The organism is Tindallia texcoconensis (genome assembly GCF_055383815.1).
Map to the genome: position 1 here is coordinate 2,686,937 of NZ_AP042431.1, position 22,548 is coordinate 2,709,484.

Genomic DNA, 22,548 nt, shown 5'->3' on the forward strand with positions numbered 1-22,548 from the left:
CCTTAAGGAAAAACCAACCGATCTGTAAAGAAAGAAGGGGAAGGGATGTCCTTTTCAACAGAAACAAAGGAAGAGTTGGCAAGAATTCTCCCTGACCAGCAATGTTGCCAGATGGCAGAGCTATCTGGCATACTGAGTTCCGCTGGTTCCATTGAACTTAATGGTAGTCATCATATTAGGATACATCTGACAACAGAAAATCCATCAACAGCCCGAAAAATCTTCAAACTCATTAAATTCGTTTTTTCTGTTAATACAGAGATACAAGTTCGACAGACAAATCGCTTTCGCAAGGGCAAACAATACAGTCTGTTCGTCTTAGATACGGAAGATAGCAAACGCATCCTCCAAGAAACGGGACTGATTAGTCTTAAAAACGAATCAATCTCCCTGGAGCCCATTAGGCCTCTAAAAAGATTTAAATCACAACACTGCAGAAGAGCTTTTTTGCGTGGAGCCTTTCTTGGAAGTGGTTCAATTAGTGCTCCAGAAAAAAACTATCATATGGAATTTGTATCCAATCGATTGATGCATTTGCAGGACATTCAAAGCATGTTGAAAGAGTACGGCATTGAAGGACGTATTATAGAACGTAAAGGATCTCAAGTACTGTACTTAAAAGAAGGCGAACAAATTGTTGACCTACTCAATATTATGGGTGCTCATAGTGCATTGTTGGCAATGGAGAATATAAGAATATTGAAACAAATGAGAAACGATATCAATAGAATTGTAAACTGCGAAACAGCTAATTTGAGTAAAACCGTTCAGGCTTCTATGAAGCAAGTAGAAATGATTCGATATATTGACCAGCGAATTGGTATAGAACAGTTATCGCCTGTGTTGAGGAGTATTGCAGCAGCAAGATTGAAGTATCCAGAGGCTAGTTTAAAGGAACTAGGAGAGCAATTAGACCCGCCTATTGGGAAGTCAGGGGTAAATCATCGATTTCGAAAATTAGAGCAAATAGAGAAAAGTCTTCGCAAAGGAAAAAAAGAAATAGGATAAAAGAAATCATTCAAGAGGCGTATTAGTACTTCACCTTAAATACAAAATGAAGTATAATGAAGGAGTATATCAAAGCCGCAGCTAAGCGCAAGGAATGAATAAAGAAGGGGAGTGGATGGTATGTTGCGGGATATCGTTGCCATACGTGGCGGCGGAGAAGTAGGAACAGCAATCGCACACAAGCTTCGTAGAAGTGGATTCAAGGTATTTATCATTGAGAATGAGTATCCATTTTCCATTCGTCGAACTGTATCATATGCCCAAGCCGTTTTTGATAATGAAATGATGGTTCAAGGGATTAAAGGAGTAAAAGTAGAAGATGTTCCAGGGATTATACAAGCGTGGGATAAAAAGCAAATTCCTATTATTGTAGACTCGGATTGCGATGTTCTGAAAGAAATACCTGTTGATATTCTGGTGGATGCCATTTTGGCTAAGAAAAATCTTGGTACTCATCGGAATATGGCTACCATAACCATTGCTCTTGGATCTGGTTTTGAAGCCGCTAAAGATGTAGATATTGTTATAGAAACAAAGTTAGGACATGATCAAGGTCGGCTGATTTTTGAAGGATCTGCTGAGCCAGAGACCAACATGCCAGGTGAAAGCGATGGGTTTGAGTATAATAAAGTGCAAAATTCTCCTGCAGAAGGACTGGCGAAGACATTTGCTGAAATTGGCGATCAAGTTTCGAAAGGACAAAAGCTAGCTGAAGTAGCAGGACATACTATTCGTGCTCAACAACATGGGATGCTACGAGGCATCATCAAAAATGGGAGCAAGATTTGGAAAGACCAAAAAATCTTGGAAATAGACCCAGATGTTACAGAAGAACAATGTTATCGATTGTCTCAAAGGTCAAGAGATGTAGCTGGTGGAGTGTTAGAAGCTATCTTGTATCTGAAAAATGAAAAACAGCTTAATATTGATTAAACTTATTTAGGAATAAGGTGATTTTATGTTTGTCCACCTTCACTTGCATACGGAATACAGCCTTCTGGACGGATTTGCCACAATTGGGCCCTTGATGGACCGAGTACAGGCACTGGGCATGAAGGCTGTTGCCATTACGGATCACGGCACCATGTTTGGTGTCGTTGATTTTTATAAAGAAGCAAAAAAGCGAAAAATTCATCCCATTATCGGTTGTGAAGTGTATACGGCACCTCGTGGCATGACGGATAAAGATCCTGGTCGTGATAAAGATCAGGGTCATTTGGTGTTGCTAGCTAAAAACAATGTAGGATATCAAAACCTCATGAAAATTGTTTCACAAGGATATCTAAAGGGATTTTACTATAAACCACGTATTGACTACGCACTTCTGGAAAAACATGCAGAGGGATTGATTTGTCTAAGTGCTTGTTTGGCTGGAGATATCCAGCAATTGCTGCTTTCTGAAAGATATCAAGAGGCAAAAAAATTGGCTGTTTATTTACAGCAGCTTTTTGGAAAAAATGGGTTTTACTTAGAACTGCAGGATCACGGATTGGAAGAGCAAAAAATTGTGAATCTAGAATTGATTCGTTTGAGTGATGAAACTGGAATTCCTCTGGTTGCCACTAATGATGTCCACTATGTGCAACAGGAAGATGCAGAAGCTCATGATCTACTCTTGTGCATACAAACAGGGAAAAATCAGGACGATGAAGAAAGGATGAGGTTTCCAAACGATCAGTTTTACTTAAAATCTTCGGAAGAAATGCAAGCCACCTTTCCTGAACATTTAGAAGCCTTGGAAAATACACTTAAAATTGCAGAAAGATGTCAGGTGGATTTTGATTTTGATACGATTCATTTACCAGAGTATCTGCCACCCCATGGTGTAGGACTGGATGAATACTTGGAAAAACTATGTTGGGAAGGGTTATGCCAACGTTTTCCAGAGCCTGAAAAATCCGTAAAAGATCGACTGGGACATGAATTGGACACCATCCAAAAAATGGGTTATACAGAATACTTTCTGATTGTATGGGATTTCATTCGTTTTGCCAGAGAAAATGGAATACCAGTAGGTCCAGGGAGAGGAAGTGCAGCGGGAAGCCTTGTTTCATATGCTCTTGGCATCACGGATGTAGATCCACTTAAATATGGACTTATCTTTGAACGATTTCTGAATCCAGAACGTGTTTCCATGCCAGATATAGATATTGATTTTTGTTATGAACGCCGAGAAGAAGTCATCCAATATGTCATTGAAAAATATGGTGAAGATAAAGTAGCACAAATCATCACCTTTGGAACCATGGCTGCAAGAGCTGCCATTAGAGACGTTGGTCGGGTCATCAATATGCCCTATGCGGAAGTGGATATGATTGCAAAGATGATTCCCATGGCAATAGGGATGACAATTGATAAAGCCTTGGATCTTAATCCTCAACTGATTCAGCTAACCAAAGAAAATCAGCGATCCAAATACCTTATCAATATGGCGAAAAAATTGGAAGGAATGCCACGACATGCGAGTACCCATGCGGCGGGAGTTGTTATTTCCAAAGAGTCCTTAGAAGAATATGTACCTCTATACATGCACGAGGATAGCATAACCACACAATTTCCCATGGGCACCTTGGAAGAGTTAGGCCTTCTTAAAATGGACTTTTTAGGACTGCGAACTTTAACAGTCATACAGCATGCTTTAGAAAACATACAACTGAATGGTATGGTTCCTCCAGATTTTAGCCAGATGAACTTTGAAGATCCGGCGGTTTATGACTTGATTAGTCGTGGAGAGACTTTGGGCGTTTTTCAATTGGAAAGTTCTGGTATGATTCAGTTTATGAAAGAATTGAAACCATCAGGATTTGAGGATATTATTGCTGGTATTTCCCTTTTCAGACCAGGTCCTATGGATTCTATTCCCAAGTATATTCGGAACAAAAATAATCCCAAAGCCGTTACCTACTTGCATGAAACCTTAGAGCCAATTCTTGATGTCACCTATGGATGTTTGGTTTACCAAGAACAGGTTATGCAGGTGGTTCGTGACTTGGCAGGGTATAGCTATGGGCGAAGCGATCTGGTAAGAAGAGCCATGAGTAAAAAGAAGATGGATGTCATGGAAGAGGAACGCCAAAACTTTATATATGGAAAGAAAAATGAAGATGGAACACTAGAAATAGAAGGTTGTATCGCTAAAGGGATTCCAGAAAAAACAGCTAATCAAATTTATGATGAAATGATTGATTTTGCCAACTACGCATTTAATAAATCTCATGCGGCAGCCTATGCGGTGCTTGCGTATCAAACCGCCTATTTGAAAGCTCATTATCCCATGGAATTTATGGCGGCACTAATGACCAGTATTATGGGCAATGCAGCTAAAGTCGCTGAATACATGCAAGATTGCAAACGCATGAAAATTCAAGTTTTGCCGCCGGATGTAAACCAGAGCTCATCACATTTTTCTGTGAGCGAAAAAAGCATTCGTTTTGGCATGTCTGCTATTAAAAATGTTGGCAATCAAATGATTCAGCAAATGGTAAAAATCAGAAAAACAGAAGGATCCTATAAAAGCTTTTCTGATTTTTGTGAAAAGCTACATTCAAAAGACTTGAATAAAAGAGCCTTGGAAAGTCTGATAAAAGCCGGTGCTTTTGATAGTTTTGGCTATCAACGAGCACAATTGATGGCAGTTTTTGAGCGAATTATGGAAAGTGCTTCTCGAAGAAAGAAAGAAAACCTGGAGGGACAACTGGATCTTTTTAATATGGAGAGCACAGATGAATTGGCATCACCTGTTGAAAGCTTCCCTGATGTAGAAGAGTTTGCACCACCTATTAAGCTTAGTATGGAAAAAGAAGTACTAGGACTATATATTAGCGGACATCCATTATCCGAGCACGAAGCATTTTTGAAGAAAAACGTGATGGCCAATACAGCTGATTTTCTTAAAATGCTTGAAGATCCCATGTCGACATTTTTAAAAGATCGACAGCGTCTTACCATAGGTGGAATGATTTTATCTAAGAGTATGAAAACCACAAGACATAATCAGATGATGGCGATCATGCAGCTGGAAGACCTTTATGGAACCGTAGAGTGCATTGTTTTTCCAAAGGTATTGGACAAATGTCTTCCTTTGGTTCAAGAAGATGAAATAGTTGTGGTGGATGGCATATTGGACTGCCGAGACGAGGAAGCCCCTAAGGTGTTGGTGAATGATCTAGCACCGCTAGAAAAAGCCGTTGAGTGGACTACTAGAATTCGAAAGCAGGAAGTCGGACATCCGATAAAATCCAATCCACCCAGGGGTAAACCAATAAAATCCGATGACAACAAACCATTGTTATGGATTCGAATCAAAAACAGTGATCAACTGATGCTGCTAGAGCAAGTGAAACCACTATTGCGAGCATATAGCGGGAATATCCCCGTGGTGGTTTATATTGAAAATACAAAGAAAAAGTTTCAAGCCGAATCCGCTCTTTGGGTGAAGCAGGACCCTCAGCTTGTTAAACAGCTACGACGAGTTTTTGGAGATCAATCTGTCAAAATCACTGGGATATCCTAAGCATCGGAAATGGAGGAATAATTATGAAAACCATTGGAGTCTTAACAAGTGGAGGAGACGCCCCTGGCATGAACGCAGCCATTCGAGCTGTGGTTAGAAGTGGTATTTATAATGACTGCAAAGTGTTTGGAATTGAACGAGGTTATGATGGACTTGTAAATGCAAAATTGAAAGAAATGAGTTTGTCTTCAGTAGCAGATATTATCCATCGGGGAGGGACTGTGCTGAGGACGGCACGATCTGATGAGTTCAGAACCGAAGCTGGACAAAAGAAGGCAAAAAACGTTTTAGATGTTTTTGGGATTGATGGAGTAGTTGTTATTGGAGGTGATGGTTCTATAGCTGGAGCTCAGAAATTAAACGAGATGGGAATTACAGCCATTGGCGTTCCAGGCACTATCGATAACGACTTGGAGTATACAGACTATAGTATTGGCTTTGATACGGCTATCAACACGGTGGTGGATGCCATCAGTAAAATTAGAGATACTTCCAGTTCCCATGGGAGGGTAAATATCGTGGAAGTGATGGGAAGGCATTGTGGGGATATTGCACTTTATTGTGGTTTGGCCGGCGGTGCAGAAAGCATCATTGTACCAGAAATCCCACAAAGTGTTGATGAAGTATGTCAAAAAATAATTAGAGGCAAAAATAGAGGGAAACTCCACAGTCTTATTTTAATGGCAGAAGGAGCTGGGAGTGCAGTAGACATTGCGAAAAAAATAGAAGAAAAAACTAGCATGGAGACTCGAGCAACAATTCTTGGCCATATTCAGCGTGGTGGAAACCCGACGGCTTTCGACCGGATTCTAGCCAGTAAATTAGCAGCAAAAGCAGTGAAAATGATATTGGAAGATAAAAAAGGGCTGACAGTGGGTATGAAGTGTAATGAAATTGTAGCTGTTGAAATTGAGAAAGCCCTTGCCATGAAAAAAAGATTAGATATGGATACTTACGAATTGGCAAGCGTTTTATCTATTTAGTTCATTGAAGCAAGATTGAAGGAGGCTAGCTAAAAATGAAAAAAACAAAAATCGTTTGTACAATTGGACCAGCCAGTGAAAGCAAGGAAATTTTTACGGAACTAGTCGAGAATGGATTAAATGTTGCTCGCCTTAACTTTTCTCACGGTACCCATGAAGAACATCAAATTCGTATGGACACGATCAAAGAAGTGCGGCGAAGCTTAAAAAAGCCCATTGCGATTTTGCTAGACACCAAAGGACCAGAAATTCGAACGGGAGTCTTTGGAGATCCTGTCGTTACATTAGAAGAGGGTCAGGAGTACACCATTACTACCCGAGATGTAGAAGGCACTCATGAAATTTGTAGTGTCAGTTATAAGAATTTAGCCCAAGATGTGAAACCTGGGGATACAATTTTAATTGATGATGGATTGGTAGCACTTAGAGTTAAAGAAATCATTGATCAAACGGAGATTAAATGTCGCGTAGAAAATGCTGGAGAAGTGAAAAATCATAAAGGTGTCAATGTTCCAGGTGTTAAGATAAATTTACCATCCCTTACGCAAAAAGATAAGGAAGATATAGAGTTTGGTATTCATAATGGGATAGATTTTATTGCTGCTTCTTTTGTGCGGAAAGCCAGCGATGTGCTGGCCATTCGAGAAATTTTAGAAGCAAATAATGCTGAAAAAATTAAAATTATTTCAAAAATAGAAAATCAGGAAGGCATGGATAATCTGTCGGATATTATTGAAGCCAGTGATGGGATTATGGTTGCCAGAGGAGACCTAGGCGTAGAGATTCCTACAGAAGAAATCCCTATGGCACAAAAAGACATGATTCGAAAATGCAATCGAGTAGGCAAGCCGGTTATTACTGCTACTCAAATGTTGGATTCGATGATTCGAAACCCAAGGCCTACAAGGGCCGAGGCTACAGACGTTGCCAATGCTATTTTAGATGGAACCGATGCCATTATGCTTTCTGGTGAAACCGCCGCTGGAAAGTATCCTGTTGAAGCAGTTCGTATGATGACACAAATTGCCCACCGAACTGAAGCTTCAATTAATTATTATGATGTGATGAAACAAAAAGCCAACGATAAAGAAACCAGTATTACCGACGCCATTAGTGATGCTACCACACATATAGCCATGGATTTAGGCGCTGCGGCCATTATTACATCCACCTCCTCTGGTCATACGGCCAGAATGGTATCAAAATTCAGACCTGCCCAATTGGTCATTGCTGCTACGACAGATCGACAAGTCACCCGCCAACTGGCCCTAAGCTGGGGTACCTACGCTGTGTTAACGGAATACTCCGAATCAACAGATGATATTATTAATGTATCTATAGAGAAAGCCTTAGAACACCAGTTTATCCAGCGGGGTGATTTAGTAGTAATTACGGCAGGTGTACCAGTTGGAGTTGCGGGAACCACCAATCTTATTAAAGCACATATTGTAGGAGAAGTGTTGGTTAAAGGGACAGGTATTGGTAGCAAAAGCTATACTGGTACCGTTAAAGTACTCACAGAAGACCCATCTACCTGGGAAAAACTGGAAGAGGGAGAGATTCTCGTCAGCGAATTTACGGATGCAGATATGGTTCCCACCATGGAAAAAGCTGGTGCCCTTATTGTAGAGGCCGGTGGTTTAACGAGTCATGCAGCAGTGATTGGTTTGAATTTTCATACCCCTACGGTGGTCGGAGCCAAGGATGCCACTCAAACCTTAAAAGATGGAGATATAGTAACAGTAGATACGGCTCGTGGACAAATATATAGTGGAAGAACGAGAGCTTTGTAATTTTTTTTTAACCTGATGTTAACATAATGGTAATATAAAAAAGAGAGGAACGTGTTATGATAAACGTGTAACACATCCTCTCCCTTTTTTTATGATACAGACTTATTTGTCTGGAGAGCCTGCCTCAAGGTGGGCTCTTTTTCTTTGTTTGTTCTTGATTCGTTTTTCTTAATTCTCTGGGTTTACATAAACTGGGATTGGAATCGGGTCAGCAGTGTCTAATTCTTGGATCAACTCCCTGGGAGACCCCTCCACTAATAAATGAACTAAATCTACCTCTGGTAAGGAACCAGCCGTTAGAAGGATGCTATCCATCATCATTCTTCCACGAACCGGGGCTTCAGAGATAAATTCAGCAAAAGCAGTATTAAAATTTAACTCCAATGTATTTTCTGCCAAGTCATACCCAAGAAGCAACACATCACTTGGTAAGGTAGGTTGAAACCGATGATTGTAATCATGTATCCTCTGGCGATAGCTCAAGTTTTCCAGCAAATTAGATGGATCCCATTCATCCACATAAACAGGATAGAGGAACCCTCTGCCAGCTTCTGTCACATAAGCTGGATAAAAAGCTGGACCTTCAGAGGGGTAAAAACGCTGACTGGTGTCTATACCAAGGAAGCCTTCCCCTAATATTTGATTATTAAAGTAAAACTGTATCTCTCTAACTTCTGGGATAAACCCTAGAGACTCCACCAAGCTGTATACAGCAGATTTAGCAATAGATTCATTTTCATTATAGCCCTCCAGTTGATTGGTGAGATATAAACTGGTGACGCCGCCGGAAAGTTGAATGCGTGGTACAGAAGGAATGGGTGATCCAGATACTAGTCCTAAATCGTCAGCAGGCCCTTGTTCTAGTTGTGTAACGGTTCCACGAAGAGTCGTGTTGGTCTGGGGAATAAAGCGAGTAATGGGTATTAATTGCTCATAAGACTCCTCTGGAAAATAAAGTTGCAAAGGTGTTGTTTGGGGATGGGCTTCCCAACGGGCAGCTTCGTAGGTCTTAATGGAAGAAAGGGTTAGCGGGAAATCTTGAGATGGAATCAAGGATTCGCCATCTGCCGTCATAAAATGGAGTTTTAGCATATAGTCTCCATCAGGAATCTTCAAGGCATCTAAAAATACTGTAACCGTACCTTCTGCATAAGAAGCTTCTTCGGTTTTTTCAAAGTTGGCAGAAAGGGCTAACTCTTCCGTAGTTAAGCGCCTAAGTTTTTCTTCAGCATAGAATAGATCCACTTCCAGAAAGCTGTTGGAGGAAGGGCGATCGTCTTTAGACACATTGGTTAAGTCGATGGTGTATGCTAGAGTGATTTCTTGATCGTTGCTCTCTTGTGTTTCAAGGGAGTAAGTGGGCGTCTCTTTTGATAGCGGTGCTGGGGCTGGGGATGAAAAATCAAAATCAAAATCTAAGTCAAGGCTATCCATATAAAGAGGGATACCGGCCCCTATAAAAGCCAGAGCCAGAACTAGCAAAATCGTTGTTATTAATGGGCGCATAGGAGTCACTCACTTTCCGTCATAGAGTTTCATTGTTTTGATTTTAAGTATTTTCTAATAAAGATCCATTGTGTCATTATTATTCAATGATGTTTATTATATGATATCATATTGGTGGGAACAAGCAAGAATAGTCATTAATTTCATGATCACAAAGAAAAAGCGAGAAAGGATAGATGAAAAATGTTAAAAGAAAACGGACATTATACCGTTATCATAGAAGATTTAACGCATCAAGGGGAAGGCGTAGGAAAAGTGGATGGGTTTCCTCTTTTTGTTCCAGGTACGGTTCCAGCAGATAGAGTAGAGGTGCGAATTCGTAAATTAAGAAAGAATTTTGGATTGGCAGATTTGATTTGTGTGAAGGAACCTTCACCAGATAGAGTGAATCCGCCATGTCAGCACCATGACTTGTGTGGTGGATGTCAGACATTGACCCTTCAATATGATGTGCAACTCGCCTTTAAGGAAAAACAAGTGCAAGACGCATTAAAGAGAATCGGAAAAATTGATACCACAATAAAGCCTATTGCCGGAATGGTAAATCCTTTGCGATATCGTAATAAGGCCCAATTTCCAATTGGATTTGCACACGAAAAGCTTTCGGTTGGTTTTTACCAACGTGGGAGTCATGAAATAGTAAGTCTGGAAGATTGTAAAATTCAGCATCCCTTCAACAAAGATGTGATCCGTGAACTCAAAGCTTATATAGAGGAAAGTGGAGCTTCCATTTACGATGAAAAGACAGGTACAGGTCTTTTGCGGCATATGGTAACAAAAATTGGCTTTCAGAGTGGAGAACAAATGATTGTGTTGGTGGTTAATGGCTACCAATTGCCGAAAGAAGATCTTTTAGTTCACAAAATGACCCAAGCATTTCCAAAGCTGAAAAGTTTGGTTATTAACACGAATCAAAGAAAAACCAACGTTATTATGGGGTCTGAAAATCGAGTACTAAATGGTAAAGATCATATTGTTGATATGCTTTGTGGCTTAGAGTTTCAAATTTCACCCCATGCTTTTTTTCAGGTAAACCCAGTTCAAACAGAAGTGTTATATAACCAGGTGCTTCAAATAGCTGACTTGAAAGGCCATGAAACTGTTTTTGATGTATACTGCGGCATTGGTACCATGTCACTGCTGCTGGCTCAGGATGCTGGTAAAGTGGTTGGAATCGAAAATGTGGAAGCGGCGGTGCAGGATGCCAGAATTAATGCAAAACGTAATAACATAACCAATGTTGAATTTCATGCATCGAATGCAGAAGTTAAGATGCCAGAATTAGCAACCCAGAACCTAATGCCAGAAGTTATCGTGGTTGATCCACCACGGAAAGGTTGCGATGAGTTGGTCTTAGAAGCGATGGCTAGTCTTAATCCCAGCAAAATTATTTATGTTTCTTGTAATCCAGCAACCCTAGCTAGAGATTTAAAGTATTTAGAAACTAAAGGATATAAAACAGTAATGGTACAGCCTGTAGACTTATTTCCGAACACGGTGCACGTGGAGACGGTAGTTCTGCTGACAAATAAATGCATAAGCTCTTGAAAATAGAGTATTTACGGTGTTTTCAGGGATTGTTTGTGATGCTGCAAACAGAAAGATTATGGAAAAAGCCAAAAAACCTCTTTTTAGTGTAAATACAGAAACTGAATCACTGGTTAAAATAATAGAGAGTAAAATATCTATTATAGGAGGGTTTTTGATGGGAAATGTGAAAAAAATATCTTTTCTGCTTATTATTATTTTGTCGTTAACAGCTATTACAGGATGTGGAGCTTCCACAGCAGCTCAGCTAAAAGATGGTGTTTTTAGTGGTGTTGGCCAAGGACACAATGCAGAAATACACGTTGAGGTGACCGTTACGGATGGAGAGATTCAGGGAATTGAAGTTGTAAGTCACAAAGAGACACCTGTTTTATCGGATTCAATTTTTGGTGAATTAAAGGATATGATGGTAGAACACAATAGTATCAATATGGATACAGTATCTGGAGCAACTATTACTTCTGTAGGATTTCGTAGTGCAGTAAAAAATGCTTTGGAAGAAGCAGGCGCTACTGAAGAATATTTTGAGCAAGGAAAAAAAGTGAGTTTAACCTTGGGCGTTGCGGATGAAGAGAAGGAATATGATGTAATCGTCGTAGGTGCTGGTGGAGCAGGAATGATCGCTGCTATTGAAGCAAAATCTCAGGGAGCCAATGTCGCGATTATAGAAAAAAATCCATTTGCTGGGGGAAACACTTTAGTCTCAGGAGGAGAATTCAATGCACCCAATAGCTGGGTTCAAGGAATGATGGGTGTTGAAGATAGTGTAGAGCAGTATTTTCAAGATACCATGAGTGGTGGAGACTATAAAGGCAATGAAGAATTGGTTCGAATTATGGCGGAAAATATTGCTGAAGATGGAGAATGGTTGAGAGATTATGTTGAAGTGGAATTTATTGAAGATTATCTTATGCATTTTGGAGGACATACTGTCCCAAGAGCCATATACCCTATTGGAGGTTCAGGGATAGAATTGATTCAGAAGTTAGAAAGAAAGGTTCATGAAATGGAAATACCACTTTATAAGAAGATAAAAGCAAATGAACTTATGGTGGATGACAATAATAGAGTGATTGGTGTTAAAACCGAAAATTCTGAGGGAAAAACTGTTCATTATTATGGAGAAAAAGGTGTAGTACTAACGACGGGTGGTTTTGGTGGAAACATTGAAATGGTCCAAAAGTATAGTGATGTTATTGATGATCGTTACAAATCAACCAATCAAAAAGGCGCCACTGGTGACGGGATCGTCCTAGCTCAAGAAATTGGAGCTGCTGTGACGGATATGGAATATATACAAACCTATCCAACCTGTAATCCTCTTACAGGCCATTTATCCTATGTTGCAGACACAAGGTTTGATGGAGCCATATTAGTTAATAAAAGTGGAGAGCGGTTTGTTGAAGAAATGGATCGAAGAGACGTAATCTCTGAAGGGATTTTGGCCCAAGAAGAGTCACTTGGATATCTAGTGTGGGATAAGACGATAAAAGAGAATAGCAATATGGATAGTTATGTAACAGAATTTGAAAATATGGAAAAGCAAGGCTTAATTGTTAAGGCGGATACCATAGAAGAAGCAGCAGAATTCTTTGACATTGACGTGGAAACCTTAAAAAAGACAATTCAGCGATATAACAGCTTCGTAGAAAAAGGCGAAGACGAAGATTTCCAAAGGAGAGGAAATTTAGTTGCTCTAAAAGAAGGACCGTATTACATTCAACAGGTAAAACCAGCGATACACCATACCATGGGAGGATTGAAAATCAATGGTAATGCCCAAGTTGTTTCAACGGAAGGTGATTGGATTGAAGGACTCTACGCAGCTGGTGAAGTAACCGGAGGAATTCATGGTAAAAACAGGTTAGGTGGAAATGCAATATCAGATCTAATTGTTTTTGGAAGAATAGCTGGAAGAAATGCTGCTCAATAAATAAAGAATATAGTATAATAAGGCAGTACCTGCTTTGAGAAGTGGGTACTGCTTTTTGCATAAAGCATGTGAAAAAATACACAAAAACACCTAAAGAAGGTCGTGGAATATATGTTGAAAAAAACTCTTCGTGGAAAAATTTTGTTGTTCTTTGGTATTGTAACGACATTCATCTTTTCCGTAGGTATTCTTCTCATCCAATCACAAATTGCTAATACGAATATTCCTTTAACAAAGAATCTTAATCAGCAAATTATCACAGTAAAGGCTGAAGAGCTGGGCGGATGGATCAATAAAAGAGTGGCTGAATTAAGGATAATAACGGAAACTGAAGAGCTGTCATCTATGGAGAAAAATAAGTATAAACCTTTTATGCGGAGAATGGATAGATTGCATAAAATAGATTATGAATCTTTTGCTATTGTTGGCTTAGAAGGACATGCCTGGGTTACTAACGACACGTATATTGATATTTCTGAGCGACCCTATTTTAAAGAAATCCAACAATCTAAAAGTGATTATGCGATTAGCGACCCTATTTTTTCGCGTTCAAATCAAGAACCTATTATTGTTATTATTCATAAGATTTACAGTGGGGAAGGAGATTTAATAGGATATATTAATGGCGCTATTTATTTAGAGAATTTTACTCAAATTGCCCATGATATTAGAATCTACGATGGAAAAGCTTGGTTGGTTGATTCAACCTCTAATTTATTTACAACTGGAGGCGATCTTCACAAAGATTGGATGTATCTATTTAACCTAAATAAATTAGATTACATGGAAGTAGAGGCTCTTAAGGATAGCATTTCAAAAAATAAGAATGGGATGCAGGAAATAAAGGCTCCTCATGGTCAAGAAAGAATGGTTGTGTATGCTACGATTCCTAATACAAATGGTTGGTCTTTAGGAATAGATTATTCTAAATCCCTTATGATGGAAGATACCAATAAATTAATTTACACTGTTTTTCTATTAGGGGTTGCGGTTCTTATAATGCAGTTTTTTATATCGGTAAAATTTTCAAAGACAATTACGGAGCCTATTGTTGATTTGCAACGGAAAATGGAGATTGTTGAAACAGGAAACTTAGATCTATCCTACGAAAGCCAAAGGGAAGATGAGATTGGACAATTAGAAAAAAGTTTTCATCGGATGATTGGGAAAATCAAAGACTTAAAGGGTTTATTTGAGAAGGAGCAAAAAGAAAAAAGGGAGGCGGAGCTCAGAATACTCCATGCCCAAGTTCAACCACATTTTCTTTATAATACCATCGATACCATTCGATGGTCGGTGATGGAAAAGGAAACAGAACAATCTGTTGAACTCTTGGAGGCGTTAAGCACCTATTACCGAATAGGGTTGAGTCAAGGAGCTGAAAGAATTACTTTAGAGAAAGAGTTGGATCATATAGAAAGTTATCTTCAATTGCTAAAAGCTCGGTATGAAGAGGAACTAGAATATACGATATGCTATGATGAAACATTATTGCAATGCTCTGTATTAAAACTAATCTTGCAACCTCTTGTGGAAAACGCCCTTATCCACGGTTTCAGAAAAAAAAGCAGAAATCCTTTTTTGATTCAAATTAGTGCTCAAAAAATAGAGGGTGATTTAATTATAATGGTAGAAGATGATGGGAATGCCATAGATTTCATTAAACTTAACGAAATTCAGCGATGCCTTAGGAGAGAGGCAAAACCTGGTGAGGGAGTGGGATTTGGCCTTTATAGCACCCATAAACGGATACAATTAACCTTTGGAAAGTTTTATGGAGTAAGGTTTGAGCGGGTAGGAGGAAAGACAACTGTGCGCATCAAACATCCTATTTTGGAAGGTTAATAAGGAGGAAGCAAAATTATGTGGAAAATCGCGATTGTAGATGATGAACCCAAGATTCGCAGGGGGTTGAAAAAATGGATTTTAGACAACAGCAAATGTTTTGAATTCACTTTTGAGGCAAAAAGTGGTGAGGAATGTTTGGAGAATAGTCTAAGGGCTTCTGTGGATTTATATTTATTAGATATTCATATGGAAGGATTAAATGGTCTAGATCTCGGTAAGCATATTAAAAGAGAGAATCCTAAAGCTCTTATAGTGTATATTACAGGATATGATTATTTTGAATATGCTCATGAGGCTATTAAACTTCAAGCCTTTGATTACTTATTAAAGCCAGTCCCCCAAAGTGACTTTTTCAAATTATTAAAAAAAGCCAATAGAGCATTTGCTGATATGTATCCTGAGCGACACATGAAAAAAATTGAACAAGTAGAAGAGAAATGTGGAGGATGTTCGAAGGTTGTAATACAAGGAAAGGAATATATTAAAGAAAACTATGGAGATCCAGATCTGTCCCTAGAAAAAGTGGCCAACCTTTTAAATGTCCACAAGGATTATTTATCGAAGCTAATGAAGGAAGAGTTGGGATATTCATTTATTGAATACTTAACAAAGGTACGGGTCAATCGAGCAAAAGAGATACTAGAGCAAGATTTAGCCAATGCCAAAATCTACGATATTGCAAGAAAAGTTGGATATAAAAGTCAGCACTATTTTAGTCGTACCTTTAAAAAAAATGTAGGATTAACACCCCTTCAGTATCGCAAAGAAAAATGCAATCTGCAAGATATGGATTTTTTTTAACTCAGCAGTCCTTAGTTGCTTTCAAGGTGTGGAGGAATAATTGACAGGTTAGCTAATTGGGGTATAATATATGAAGGAATAAAATACTATCAAAGGTCAAGGGAAGAGGCGTAAACAATGAACGATAAGACTATGGATCGAATGAAAAAACTCATTGAAGAAAAGAAAAAGAAAAGTGCTCAACAGGGTCAGACAAACAGTGCTTCCGATAAACTGGGAAGCGGATCTAATCGGGCCTTCAAGAGCAATAAACGAGGTGGATCCATCACCAAGTAATGATGTTTTTTATTCTTTTAACAAATCAAGAAAGCAGCAAAGGGCTGTCGGGTTATCACTGGCAGTCTTTTTTATTTTAATCTATTAAATATTTTGATTTGTTGATGCAGGAAGATTTGCGATATAATAAAAGAGAACCATGTCATCATAAAAGAAAGGACGATATAAAATGAAAAAGCCAGTTTTGGCCATACAGCAGAAGGTAATGTGTTTAATGGTAATAGCCGTTATGATGTTGTTCTCGATGGTTACGATAGAGGCCAACGCAGAACAGGTTGTAAGGGATAATGCCACTCATCCCATGAAAGGGATTTGGGTAGCTTCAGTCCTTAACATCGATTATCCATCGGCTCCTACTACGGATCCAGAGGTGTTAAAGGCGGAAGCATTGCATATTTTAAATACAGCAGAGGCAGCCGGCCTTAATGCCGTTTTTTTGCAGGTGAGACCAACTTCAGATGCCTTCTATCCTTCTCGGTATTTTCCATGGTCCCGTTATTTAACTGGTCGTCAGGGGTTAGCTCCAGGAGAAGGTTTTGATCCGCTGGAGTTTTGGGTAACCGAAGCTCATGGAAGAGGGATCGAACTACATGCATGGTTAAATCCTTATCGGATCACTCGAAAAAGAGCCGAAGAACCTGCACATGATGTGGCCTCTCTGGATCCATCACATCCTGGGGTTCAGAATCCAGAATGGGTGGTGCATCACACGGATGGAAACTTATACTATGATCCAGGATTGCCAGAAGTTCGACAGTTGCTGATTGATAGTTCTATGGAGCTAATAGAGCTTTACGATATTGATGGTATTCATTTTGATGATTATTTTTATCCAGGAAACGATTTTGATGATTCACATAGCTTTTCTCGTTATGGGCAAGCCTTTGATTCTATTGAAGATTGGAGACGGGAAAATGTGAATACGCTTATTCGAGATTTATATCAGGCTATTAAAGCTCATCCACGAGATGTTTCTTTTGGTATTAGTCCTTTTGGTATATGGGCAAATGAAAGCAATCATCCTAAGGGGAGTGCGACCAGAGGCAACCAGACCTATTACGCTCACTACGCGGATCCATTGGCTTGGATTCAAGAAGGAACCATTGATTATATTGCACCCCAGCTTTACTGGTATATTGGCTTTGAAATTGCAGACTATAGTGTTCTATTAGAATGGTGGAGTCAAGCTGTAGCAGGGTCGGGAGTAGATCTTTATATTGGACAGGCAGCCTATAGAACCGGAAATACAGATACTGCTAGTCCATGGCATGGGGTTTCAGAAATAGAAAGGCAATTGGAATTAAATCAACGATATCAAGAAGTGAAAGGAAGCATTTTCTACAACTTTAGTGCGCTTAACCGGAGTCGGGAATTACAACAATTGTTGCAGCGTGACAAACCAGTATCCATTTATGTTAATGATATTCTTTTGAATATACCTGTGAACGAACCAAAGGCGTATCTTAATACAGATGGGCGTACTATGCTTCCTGTCCGCTATGTAGCAGAGTCCCTTGGCACAACAGTGAACTGGAATGAAGATACTGAAACCGTGACTATTTCTGGAAATGACACAGAAGTTACCATGGTTCCAGGGCGAAGGCAAGCACAGGTAAATAGCAGAACCGTAGATTTGGATACGGCAGCGGATGTGGTTCAGGGACGTACTTTTGTTCCACTTCGTTTTGTATCGGAAGCCTTAGAGGTTCAGGTAGAATGGATCCCACATAAACATCAAGTTCATTTGAAAACAGACGTAAACTAAGTCGCAATAAATCATGAGTATCAAGGAAAGTAGGGACAAAGCATGGATGGCAAGGTAAGAGGCAATATAAAGCAAGGGATAAAGGTTAAAGTGGTAAAAAAGCAAGATCAAATGTCGGGAAAGCTAACGGAAGGAACCGTAGGGAAAATACTTACTAAGGCTGTTACGCATCCTCATGGCATTAAAGTAATGCTTGAGAGTGGAATAGTGGGGAGAGTAAAAGAAATCTGCTGATGAAAGAGGAGCGATCACATGAATCTTACTTGTTCAACGTGTCAATCGACAGAAGAGGTTATGACCAGAAAACATCAGTGTCATTGTGGTGGCCTGTGGAAATTGGAATACATGCCGCCACCTTTTGATTTGTCTTTGGTAGATAAAGACACTTGGAGTATGTTTCGTTATCGGGCTTTCCTTCCACTAAAAGGAGAAACTTGGAGAGAGATCAGCTTAGGAGAAGGCATGACGCCAGTGATTCAACTAGAAGAAGATCTTTTGATAAAAATGGACTATTTCATGCCAACCCTCTCCTTTAAAGACAGGGGTGCAGCGGTGTTGTTGTCCCATTGCAAGGATATTGGCGTGAAGGGTGTTGTTCAAGATAGCAGCGGGAATGCAGGCAACAGTGTAGCAGCATATGCAGCAAAAGCAGGAATCAATTGTGAGATCTTTCTTCCAGAAGGGACTTCTTCCAAAAAAATTCAGATGATCCAATCTCACCATGCGAAAGTCAATGTCGTGAAGGGTTCCAGAGATCATTGTGCCCAAGTGTGTCGATCAAAAGTAGAGGCAGAAAATAGTTACTATGCTAATCACGTATACCATCCTTTTTTCTTCGAAGGCACAAAAACCTATATCTATGAAATTTATGAACAGCTTCAGCGAATTCCAGCATGTCTTTTTATTCCTGTTGGAAATGGGACATTACTCATAGGTGCGATAAAGGCATTGGAAGAATTGGTATACAGTGATACGATAGAGAAGATGCCTTGGATTATTGCTGTGCAGAGTGAAGGGTGTGACCCGCTGGCTAAAGCGATGGTGGAAGGAGCTTCACAACCGGTATCCATTACTCCAAAACCCACATTGGCAGAGGGCATTGCCATTGGTGTACCCAAAAGGGGAGAGGAAATACTGGCATATCTAAGACAATACAATATTGAAGTGATCACAGCTCCAGAAAAGAATATTCTTGAAGCAAGAGGAGCTTTAGCATCAAAAGGCATATATGTAGAGCACACTACGGCGGCTACTTATGCTGCTTATTTAAAGTATAGTCAAGAACATGGCAAGCCAAGAGACTGTTTATTGCCTATGTGTGGTGCTGGGCTGAAGTCTGATTAACGTACTTTAGTACTATATAAAAGGAACTGGAGGGAAAAAAAGTGAAAAATAGTACATTGGTGTTGATAGGAATGTGTATAATGTTGGTATTAACTGCCTGCGGAAATGAAGACGAAGAGACGATAACCATGGGGTTTGTGCCCATGAGAGATGGGGATACACTCATTGAATCTGTAGAACCATTAACGGAATTGCTTTCCAAAGAATTAGGAGTGAAGGTAAAAGGGTTTACCGCCACCAATTATGTTGGTGTAGTGGAAGGGCTAGGTTCAGGACAGGTAGATTTTGGGTTCATTCCGCCACTTGCCTACGTGTTGGCTAATCAGGAAAGTGATGCTGAGGTCATCTTGACATCGCTTAACCGGAATGGAGAAGCTTTTTATAAGTCTCAGTTTCTTGTAAGTGAAGAGAGTGACATTAATAGTTTTCAGGACATAAAAGGAAAAATCGTAGGATTTGTGGATCCATCTTCCACTTCAGGGTATTTATTTCCAGGTGCTTATCTTGTAACAGAAGGCATTGATTTAGAAAGAGATATTCAGTATGTTTATAGTGGAGGACATGATCAATCTCTGCAGTTGCTTCTGAATGGTGATATTGATGTGGCGGTTACTTTTGTGGATGCTAGGGAACGATATAGCCAAGATTTTCCAGATGCCATGGAACATACTCGGATTTTGGGATATACAGATAATATTCCCAATATCAGTGTGACTGCCAGTGGTTCTATGGAAGAGGAAATGAAAGATCAGATTCAGGAAGCATTGATAGCTATTGCAGAACATGAAGATGGAAAAGAACTGCTGAAGGATCTTTTCAATATGCATGGTTTTATTCCAGCAACAGATGAGGATTATCAGGTGATTCGAAAGACTGCAGAAATCATGAATATTGATTTAAGAGGACAAGATTAAGCTTAATCAGGAGTTGTAAAAATGCTTAAGACAGAAAATCTACAGGTTATTTACGACAATAAAACATTGGCCTTGCAAGATGTAAACTTGACAGTGGAAGACGGAGAATTTGTGGGCATCATAGGTTCAAGTGGCAGCGGAAAATCCACTTTATTAAAGTGTATCAACTTATTGGTGAGACCCACTAAAGGAAAAATCTTGTTGGATGATTGGGATATCATGAGTCTCAATAATAAAGGATTGCGAGAAATCAGAAGAGAGATTGGTTTTATCTTTCAGGATTATAACTTGATAGACCGCTCTACTGTTATCGATAATGTCCTGATTGGCAGGCTTTCCTACAAGACTCCTATTCAGTCTCTTTTCAGGATTTTTAGCCAAGAAGACTATGAAAGGGCACAAAAAGCCCTTTCATATGTGGCCTTGGAAGAAAAGATGTATGAGCGAGCAGATCAGCTTAGTGGTGGACAGAAACAGCGGGTAGCCATTGCAAAAACCTTGTGTCAGCGCCCCAAAATAATATTAGCGGACGAGCCAGTGGCAAGCTTAGATCGAGCTACAGCACACCTTATTATGGAGTATTTTAGGAGAGCTAATATTAAAAAGAACATTACCATTCTTATCAATTTACACGATGTAGAACTGGCTAAAAAGTACTGTTCTAGGATTATCGGACTAAAAAATGGGACCGTAGTCTACGATGGGAAAGCAGGTGATCTATCAGATGATGACCTTAAGAAACTATATGATTAAGAGAAGTCGAAATCGACTTCTCTTTGTAATAACGGCTATTATTTTCTTGGTTTTCATTGGATATAAGGTGGAGTTTAGTTTTGTTAAAATCATTGCTGGAATTCCAGATATGGCGGATCTTTTCAGACGAATGTTTCATCCAAATATTTCCTACATGGGAGAGGCGTTCGAAAAAATCACTGAAACTATTGAAATTGCAGTTCTTTCATCTTTGACAGGAGTGATGTTGGCCATTCCAGTTTCATTGATGACATCGGAAAACATTAGCCCTAATGTATATCTTAGTAAACTACTCAATGCTATATTTGCATTTTTCAGAACTATCCCTAGTCTTATTTGGGCAGCAATTCTAGTATCCATCTTCAGCATCGGAAAATTTTCTGGCATCTTAGCGCTTTCGATCATTGCTTTTTTAATGTCTTTAAAGCTTTTTCGAGAATACATAGAATCTATTAACGCGAATCAGCTAAATTCTATTAAATCTGTAGGGGCTAGCCCTATAGAAGTCCTCCGATACTGCATTCTGCCTAATATGACAGGAATGTCAGTATCTGTGTTTTTTATTGTTTTTGAAACCAACATTAGAAGTGCTACGGTCTTGGGTTTGGTTGGAGCAGGAGGAGTTGGACAGATAATTTGGCGAGATTTAAACCATCTTCGATATGATAACTTAGCCACTATTATTTTGATGTTATTTGCTACCATTCTTCTGATCGATCTATTAAGCTTTATGGTACGAAAATTTTTAAAAGAATATTCATCCTCCTACAGAAGTCTTGAGCACTACAGGAAACATAAAATTTTGAAGTCAGTTCTGATACCTGTCTTTTTTGCAATGTTGATGGTAGCAGTAGTCAACAGCCTTAACATAAGCCTAGAACGATTGGTTGTAGGATACCAGCAGGGGAGTCAAATCGTTTTTAGAATGATTCAAGTAGATTTTTCTTATTATCCAAGGCTTTTTGAAGGAATTTTTGAAAGTCTACTAATTGCGGTTTTTGCAACCATAGTGGGAGGGATATCTGCCATGGTATTGTCCTATTTTGCTACATATAATCTTGGACCAGGAAAGATAGTTACGTTGGTGACAAAAGCCCTTATTAATATTATGCGTACTTTTCCTCCTATAATCATGGCCATTATTTTTTTTAGAGGCGTTGGACCAGGTCCCCTGGCAGGAGCATTAGCGCTGAGCATCTATACTACGGGTGTTCTAACAAAAATGTACAGCGAAGTCCTGGAAAATATGCAAGGAAATGTCAAAGAAAGTATTTTGGTAACTGGAGCTACGAAACTTGAAGCATATCGACATGGCATGGTCCCTCAAACTTTTTCGAATTTCACCAGTTTACTGCTGTATCGGATGGAATCGAATATACGGAATTCCACTATTCTGGGTATTATTGGTGCTGGAGGTATTGGAACGGCCCTTACCATGAACATTAACTGGAGAAACTGGGAACAAGTAGGACTGCTTTTATTAGGTGTATCCATTATGATTATCCTTATTGATAGACTCTCTAATTGTATAAGACAGAAAGTGAAATAAAGGACACATCCCAG

Annotated in this window: 17 protein-coding genes; 16 read left to right on the forward strand and 1 reads right to left on the reverse strand. The window is 39.4% G+C overall.

The annotated features are described in order from the left end of the window. The first annotated feature begins 45 nt into the window (after positions 1–45). The 5 genes from whiA (at position 46) to pyk (ending at position 8,297) form a co-directional block, all read left to right on the forward strand. Complete coding sequence (gene whiA / locus ACZ47N_RS12190; RefSeq protein ID WP_464886817.1) at positions 46–1,008, forward strand: DNA-binding protein WhiA; 963 nt, start codon at positions 46–48, stop codon at positions 1,006–1,008. 120 nt (positions 1,009–1,128) lie between these two features. After that, the gene (gene yqeB, locus ACZ47N_RS12195) at positions 1,129–1,941 is read left to right on the forward strand and encodes a selenium-dependent molybdenum cofactor biosynthesis protein YqeB (protein ID WP_464886818.1); all 813 of its coding nucleotides are present in this window, start codon (positions 1,129–1,131) and stop codon (positions 1,939–1,941) included. Between the two features lie 25 nt (positions 1,942–1,966). After that, positions 1,967–5,521, forward strand: a complete 3,555-nt coding sequence (locus tag ACZ47N_RS12200) for a DNA polymerase III subunit alpha (RefSeq protein ID WP_464886819.1) — start codon at positions 1,967–1,969, stop codon at positions 5,519–5,521. Positions 5,522–5,544: 23 nt separating this feature from the next. Then, the gene (gene pfkA, locus ACZ47N_RS12205) at positions 5,545–6,504 is read left to right on the forward strand and encodes a 6-phosphofructokinase (protein WP_464886820.1); all 960 of its coding nucleotides are present in this window, start codon (positions 5,545–5,547) and stop codon (positions 6,502–6,504) included. A 35-nt stretch (positions 6,505–6,539) separates the two neighbouring features. After that, the gene (gene pyk / locus ACZ47N_RS12210) at positions 6,540–8,297 is read left to right on the forward strand and encodes a pyruvate kinase (RefSeq protein WP_464886821.1); all 1,758 of its coding nucleotides are present in this window, start codon (positions 6,540–6,542) and stop codon (positions 8,295–8,297) included. Between the two features lie 168 nt (positions 8,298–8,465). On the opposite strand, the gene ACZ47N_RS12215 is transcribed toward pyk, so the two are convergent. Then, on the reverse strand, positions 8,466–9,803 hold the full coding sequence (locus tag ACZ47N_RS12215) for a GerMN domain-containing protein (RefSeq protein WP_464886822.1): 1,338 nt from the start codon (positions 9,801–9,803) through the stop codon (positions 8,466–8,468). A gap of 183 nt (positions 9,804–9,986) precedes the next feature. Here ACZ47N_RS12215 and rlmD point away from each other — a divergent pair, with 183 nt between their 5' ends. From rlmD to phnE, 11 genes are all read left to right on the forward strand, one after another. After that, positions 9,987–11,351 (forward strand): 23S rRNA (uracil(1939)-C(5))-methyltransferase RlmD, encoded by a 1,365-nt coding sequence (gene rlmD, locus ACZ47N_RS12220; RefSeq protein WP_464886823.1) that lies wholly within the window; start codon positions 9,987–9,989, stop codon positions 11,349–11,351. Positions 11,352–11,508: 157 nt separating this feature from the next. Further along, on the forward strand, positions 11,509–13,284 hold the full coding sequence (locus ACZ47N_RS12225) for a flavocytochrome c (RefSeq protein ID WP_464886824.1): 1,776 nt from the start codon (positions 11,509–11,511) through the stop codon (positions 13,282–13,284). Between the two features lie 111 nt (positions 13,285–13,395). Beyond that, complete coding sequence (locus tag ACZ47N_RS12230) at positions 13,396–15,129, forward strand: histidine kinase (protein WP_464886825.1); 1,734 nt, start codon at positions 13,396–13,398, stop codon at positions 15,127–15,129. A gap of 18 nt (positions 15,130–15,147) precedes the next feature. Beyond that, positions 15,148–15,933 (forward strand): response regulator transcription factor, encoded by a 786-nt coding sequence (locus ACZ47N_RS12235; RefSeq protein WP_464886826.1) that lies wholly within the window; start codon positions 15,148–15,150, stop codon positions 15,931–15,933. Between the two features lie 117 nt (positions 15,934–16,050). Further along, entirely contained in the window at positions 16,051–16,209 is a 159-nt protein-coding gene (locus ACZ47N_RS12240; protein WP_464886827.1) for a hypothetical protein, read from the forward strand. A 169-nt stretch (positions 16,210–16,378) separates the two neighbouring features. After that, positions 16,379–17,974: a family 10 glycosylhydrolase gene (locus tag ACZ47N_RS12245; RefSeq protein ID WP_464886828.1), complete on the forward strand. Its 1,596-nt coding sequence runs from the start codon at positions 16,379–16,381 to the stop codon at positions 17,972–17,974. Between the two features lie 42 nt (positions 17,975–18,016). Then, a complete protein-coding gene (locus tag ACZ47N_RS12250; protein WP_464886829.1) occupies positions 18,017–18,208 on the forward strand; it encodes a YwbE family protein in 192 nt (63 codons plus the stop codon). 18 nt (positions 18,209–18,226) lie between these two features. Continuing rightward, positions 18,227–19,318 (forward strand): threonine synthase, encoded by a 1,092-nt coding sequence (locus tag ACZ47N_RS12255; protein WP_464886830.1) that lies wholly within the window; start codon positions 18,227–18,229, stop codon positions 19,316–19,318. Positions 19,319–19,359: 41 nt separating this feature from the next. Next, complete coding sequence (locus tag ACZ47N_RS12260) at positions 19,360–20,232, forward strand: phosphate/phosphite/phosphonate ABC transporter substrate-binding protein (protein WP_464886831.1); 873 nt, start codon at positions 19,360–19,362, stop codon at positions 20,230–20,232. A gap of 21 nt (positions 20,233–20,253) precedes the next feature. Then, positions 20,254–20,985: a phosphonate ABC transporter ATP-binding protein gene (gene phnC, locus ACZ47N_RS12265; protein WP_464886832.1), complete on the forward strand. Its 732-nt coding sequence runs from the start codon at positions 20,254–20,256 to the stop codon at positions 20,983–20,985. After that, complete coding sequence (phnE, locus tag ACZ47N_RS12270; protein WP_464886833.1) at positions 20,957–22,534, forward strand: phosphonate ABC transporter, permease protein PhnE; 1,578 nt, start codon at positions 20,957–20,959, stop codon at positions 22,532–22,534. Before phnC ends, phnE begins: the two co-directional genes overlap by 29 nt. The last annotated feature ends 14 nt before the right edge of the window (positions 22,535–22,548 follow it).

What these genes read in the sequence shown, in the direction of transcription:
- whiA (WP_464886817.1), top strand. Translation starts at nt 46, where the DNA reads ATGTCCTTTTCAACAGAAACAAAGGAAGAGTTGGCAAGAATTCTCCCT.
- yqeB (WP_464886818.1), top strand. Translation starts at nt 1,129, where the DNA reads ATGTTGCGGGATATCGTTGCCATACGTGGCGGCGGAGAAGTAGGAACA.
- ACZ47N_RS12200 (WP_464886819.1), top strand. Translation starts at nt 1,967, where the DNA reads ATGTTTGTCCACCTTCACTTGCATACGGAATACAGCCTTCTGGACGGA.
- pfkA (WP_464886820.1), top strand. Translation starts at nt 5,545, where the DNA reads ATGAAAACCATTGGAGTCTTAACAAGTGGAGGAGACGCCCCTGGCATG.
- pyk (WP_464886821.1), top strand. Translation starts at nt 6,540, where the DNA reads ATGAAAAAAACAAAAATCGTTTGTACAATTGGACCAGCCAGTGAAAGC.
- ACZ47N_RS12215 (WP_464886822.1), bottom strand. Translation starts at nt 9,803, where the DNA reads ATGCGCCCATTAATAACAACGATTTTGCTAGTTCTGGCTCTGGCTTTT.
- rlmD (WP_464886823.1), top strand. Translation starts at nt 9,987, where the DNA reads ATGTTAAAAGAAAACGGACATTATACCGTTATCATAGAAGATTTAACG.
- ACZ47N_RS12225 (WP_464886824.1), top strand. Translation starts at nt 11,509, where the DNA reads ATGGGAAATGTGAAAAAAATATCTTTTCTGCTTATTATTATTTTGTCG.
- ACZ47N_RS12230 (WP_464886825.1), top strand. Translation starts at nt 13,396, where the DNA reads ATGTTGAAAAAAACTCTTCGTGGAAAAATTTTGTTGTTCTTTGGTATT.
- ACZ47N_RS12235 (WP_464886826.1), top strand. Translation starts at nt 15,148, where the DNA reads ATGTGGAAAATCGCGATTGTAGATGATGAACCCAAGATTCGCAGGGGG.
- ACZ47N_RS12240 (WP_464886827.1), top strand. Translation starts at nt 16,051, where the DNA reads ATGAACGATAAGACTATGGATCGAATGAAAAAACTCATTGAAGAAAAG.
- ACZ47N_RS12245 (WP_464886828.1), top strand. Translation starts at nt 16,379, where the DNA reads ATGAAAAAGCCAGTTTTGGCCATACAGCAGAAGGTAATGTGTTTAATG.
- ACZ47N_RS12250 (WP_464886829.1), top strand. Translation starts at nt 18,017, where the DNA reads ATGGATGGCAAGGTAAGAGGCAATATAAAGCAAGGGATAAAGGTTAAA.
- ACZ47N_RS12255 (WP_464886830.1), top strand. Translation starts at nt 18,227, where the DNA reads ATGAATCTTACTTGTTCAACGTGTCAATCGACAGAAGAGGTTATGACC.
- phnC (WP_464886832.1), top strand. Translation starts at nt 20,254, where the DNA reads ATGCTTAAGACAGAAAATCTACAGGTTATTTACGACAATAAAACATTG.
- phnE (WP_464886833.1), top strand. Translation starts at nt 20,957, where the DNA reads ATGATGACCTTAAGAAACTATATGATTAAGAGAAGTCGAAATCGACTT.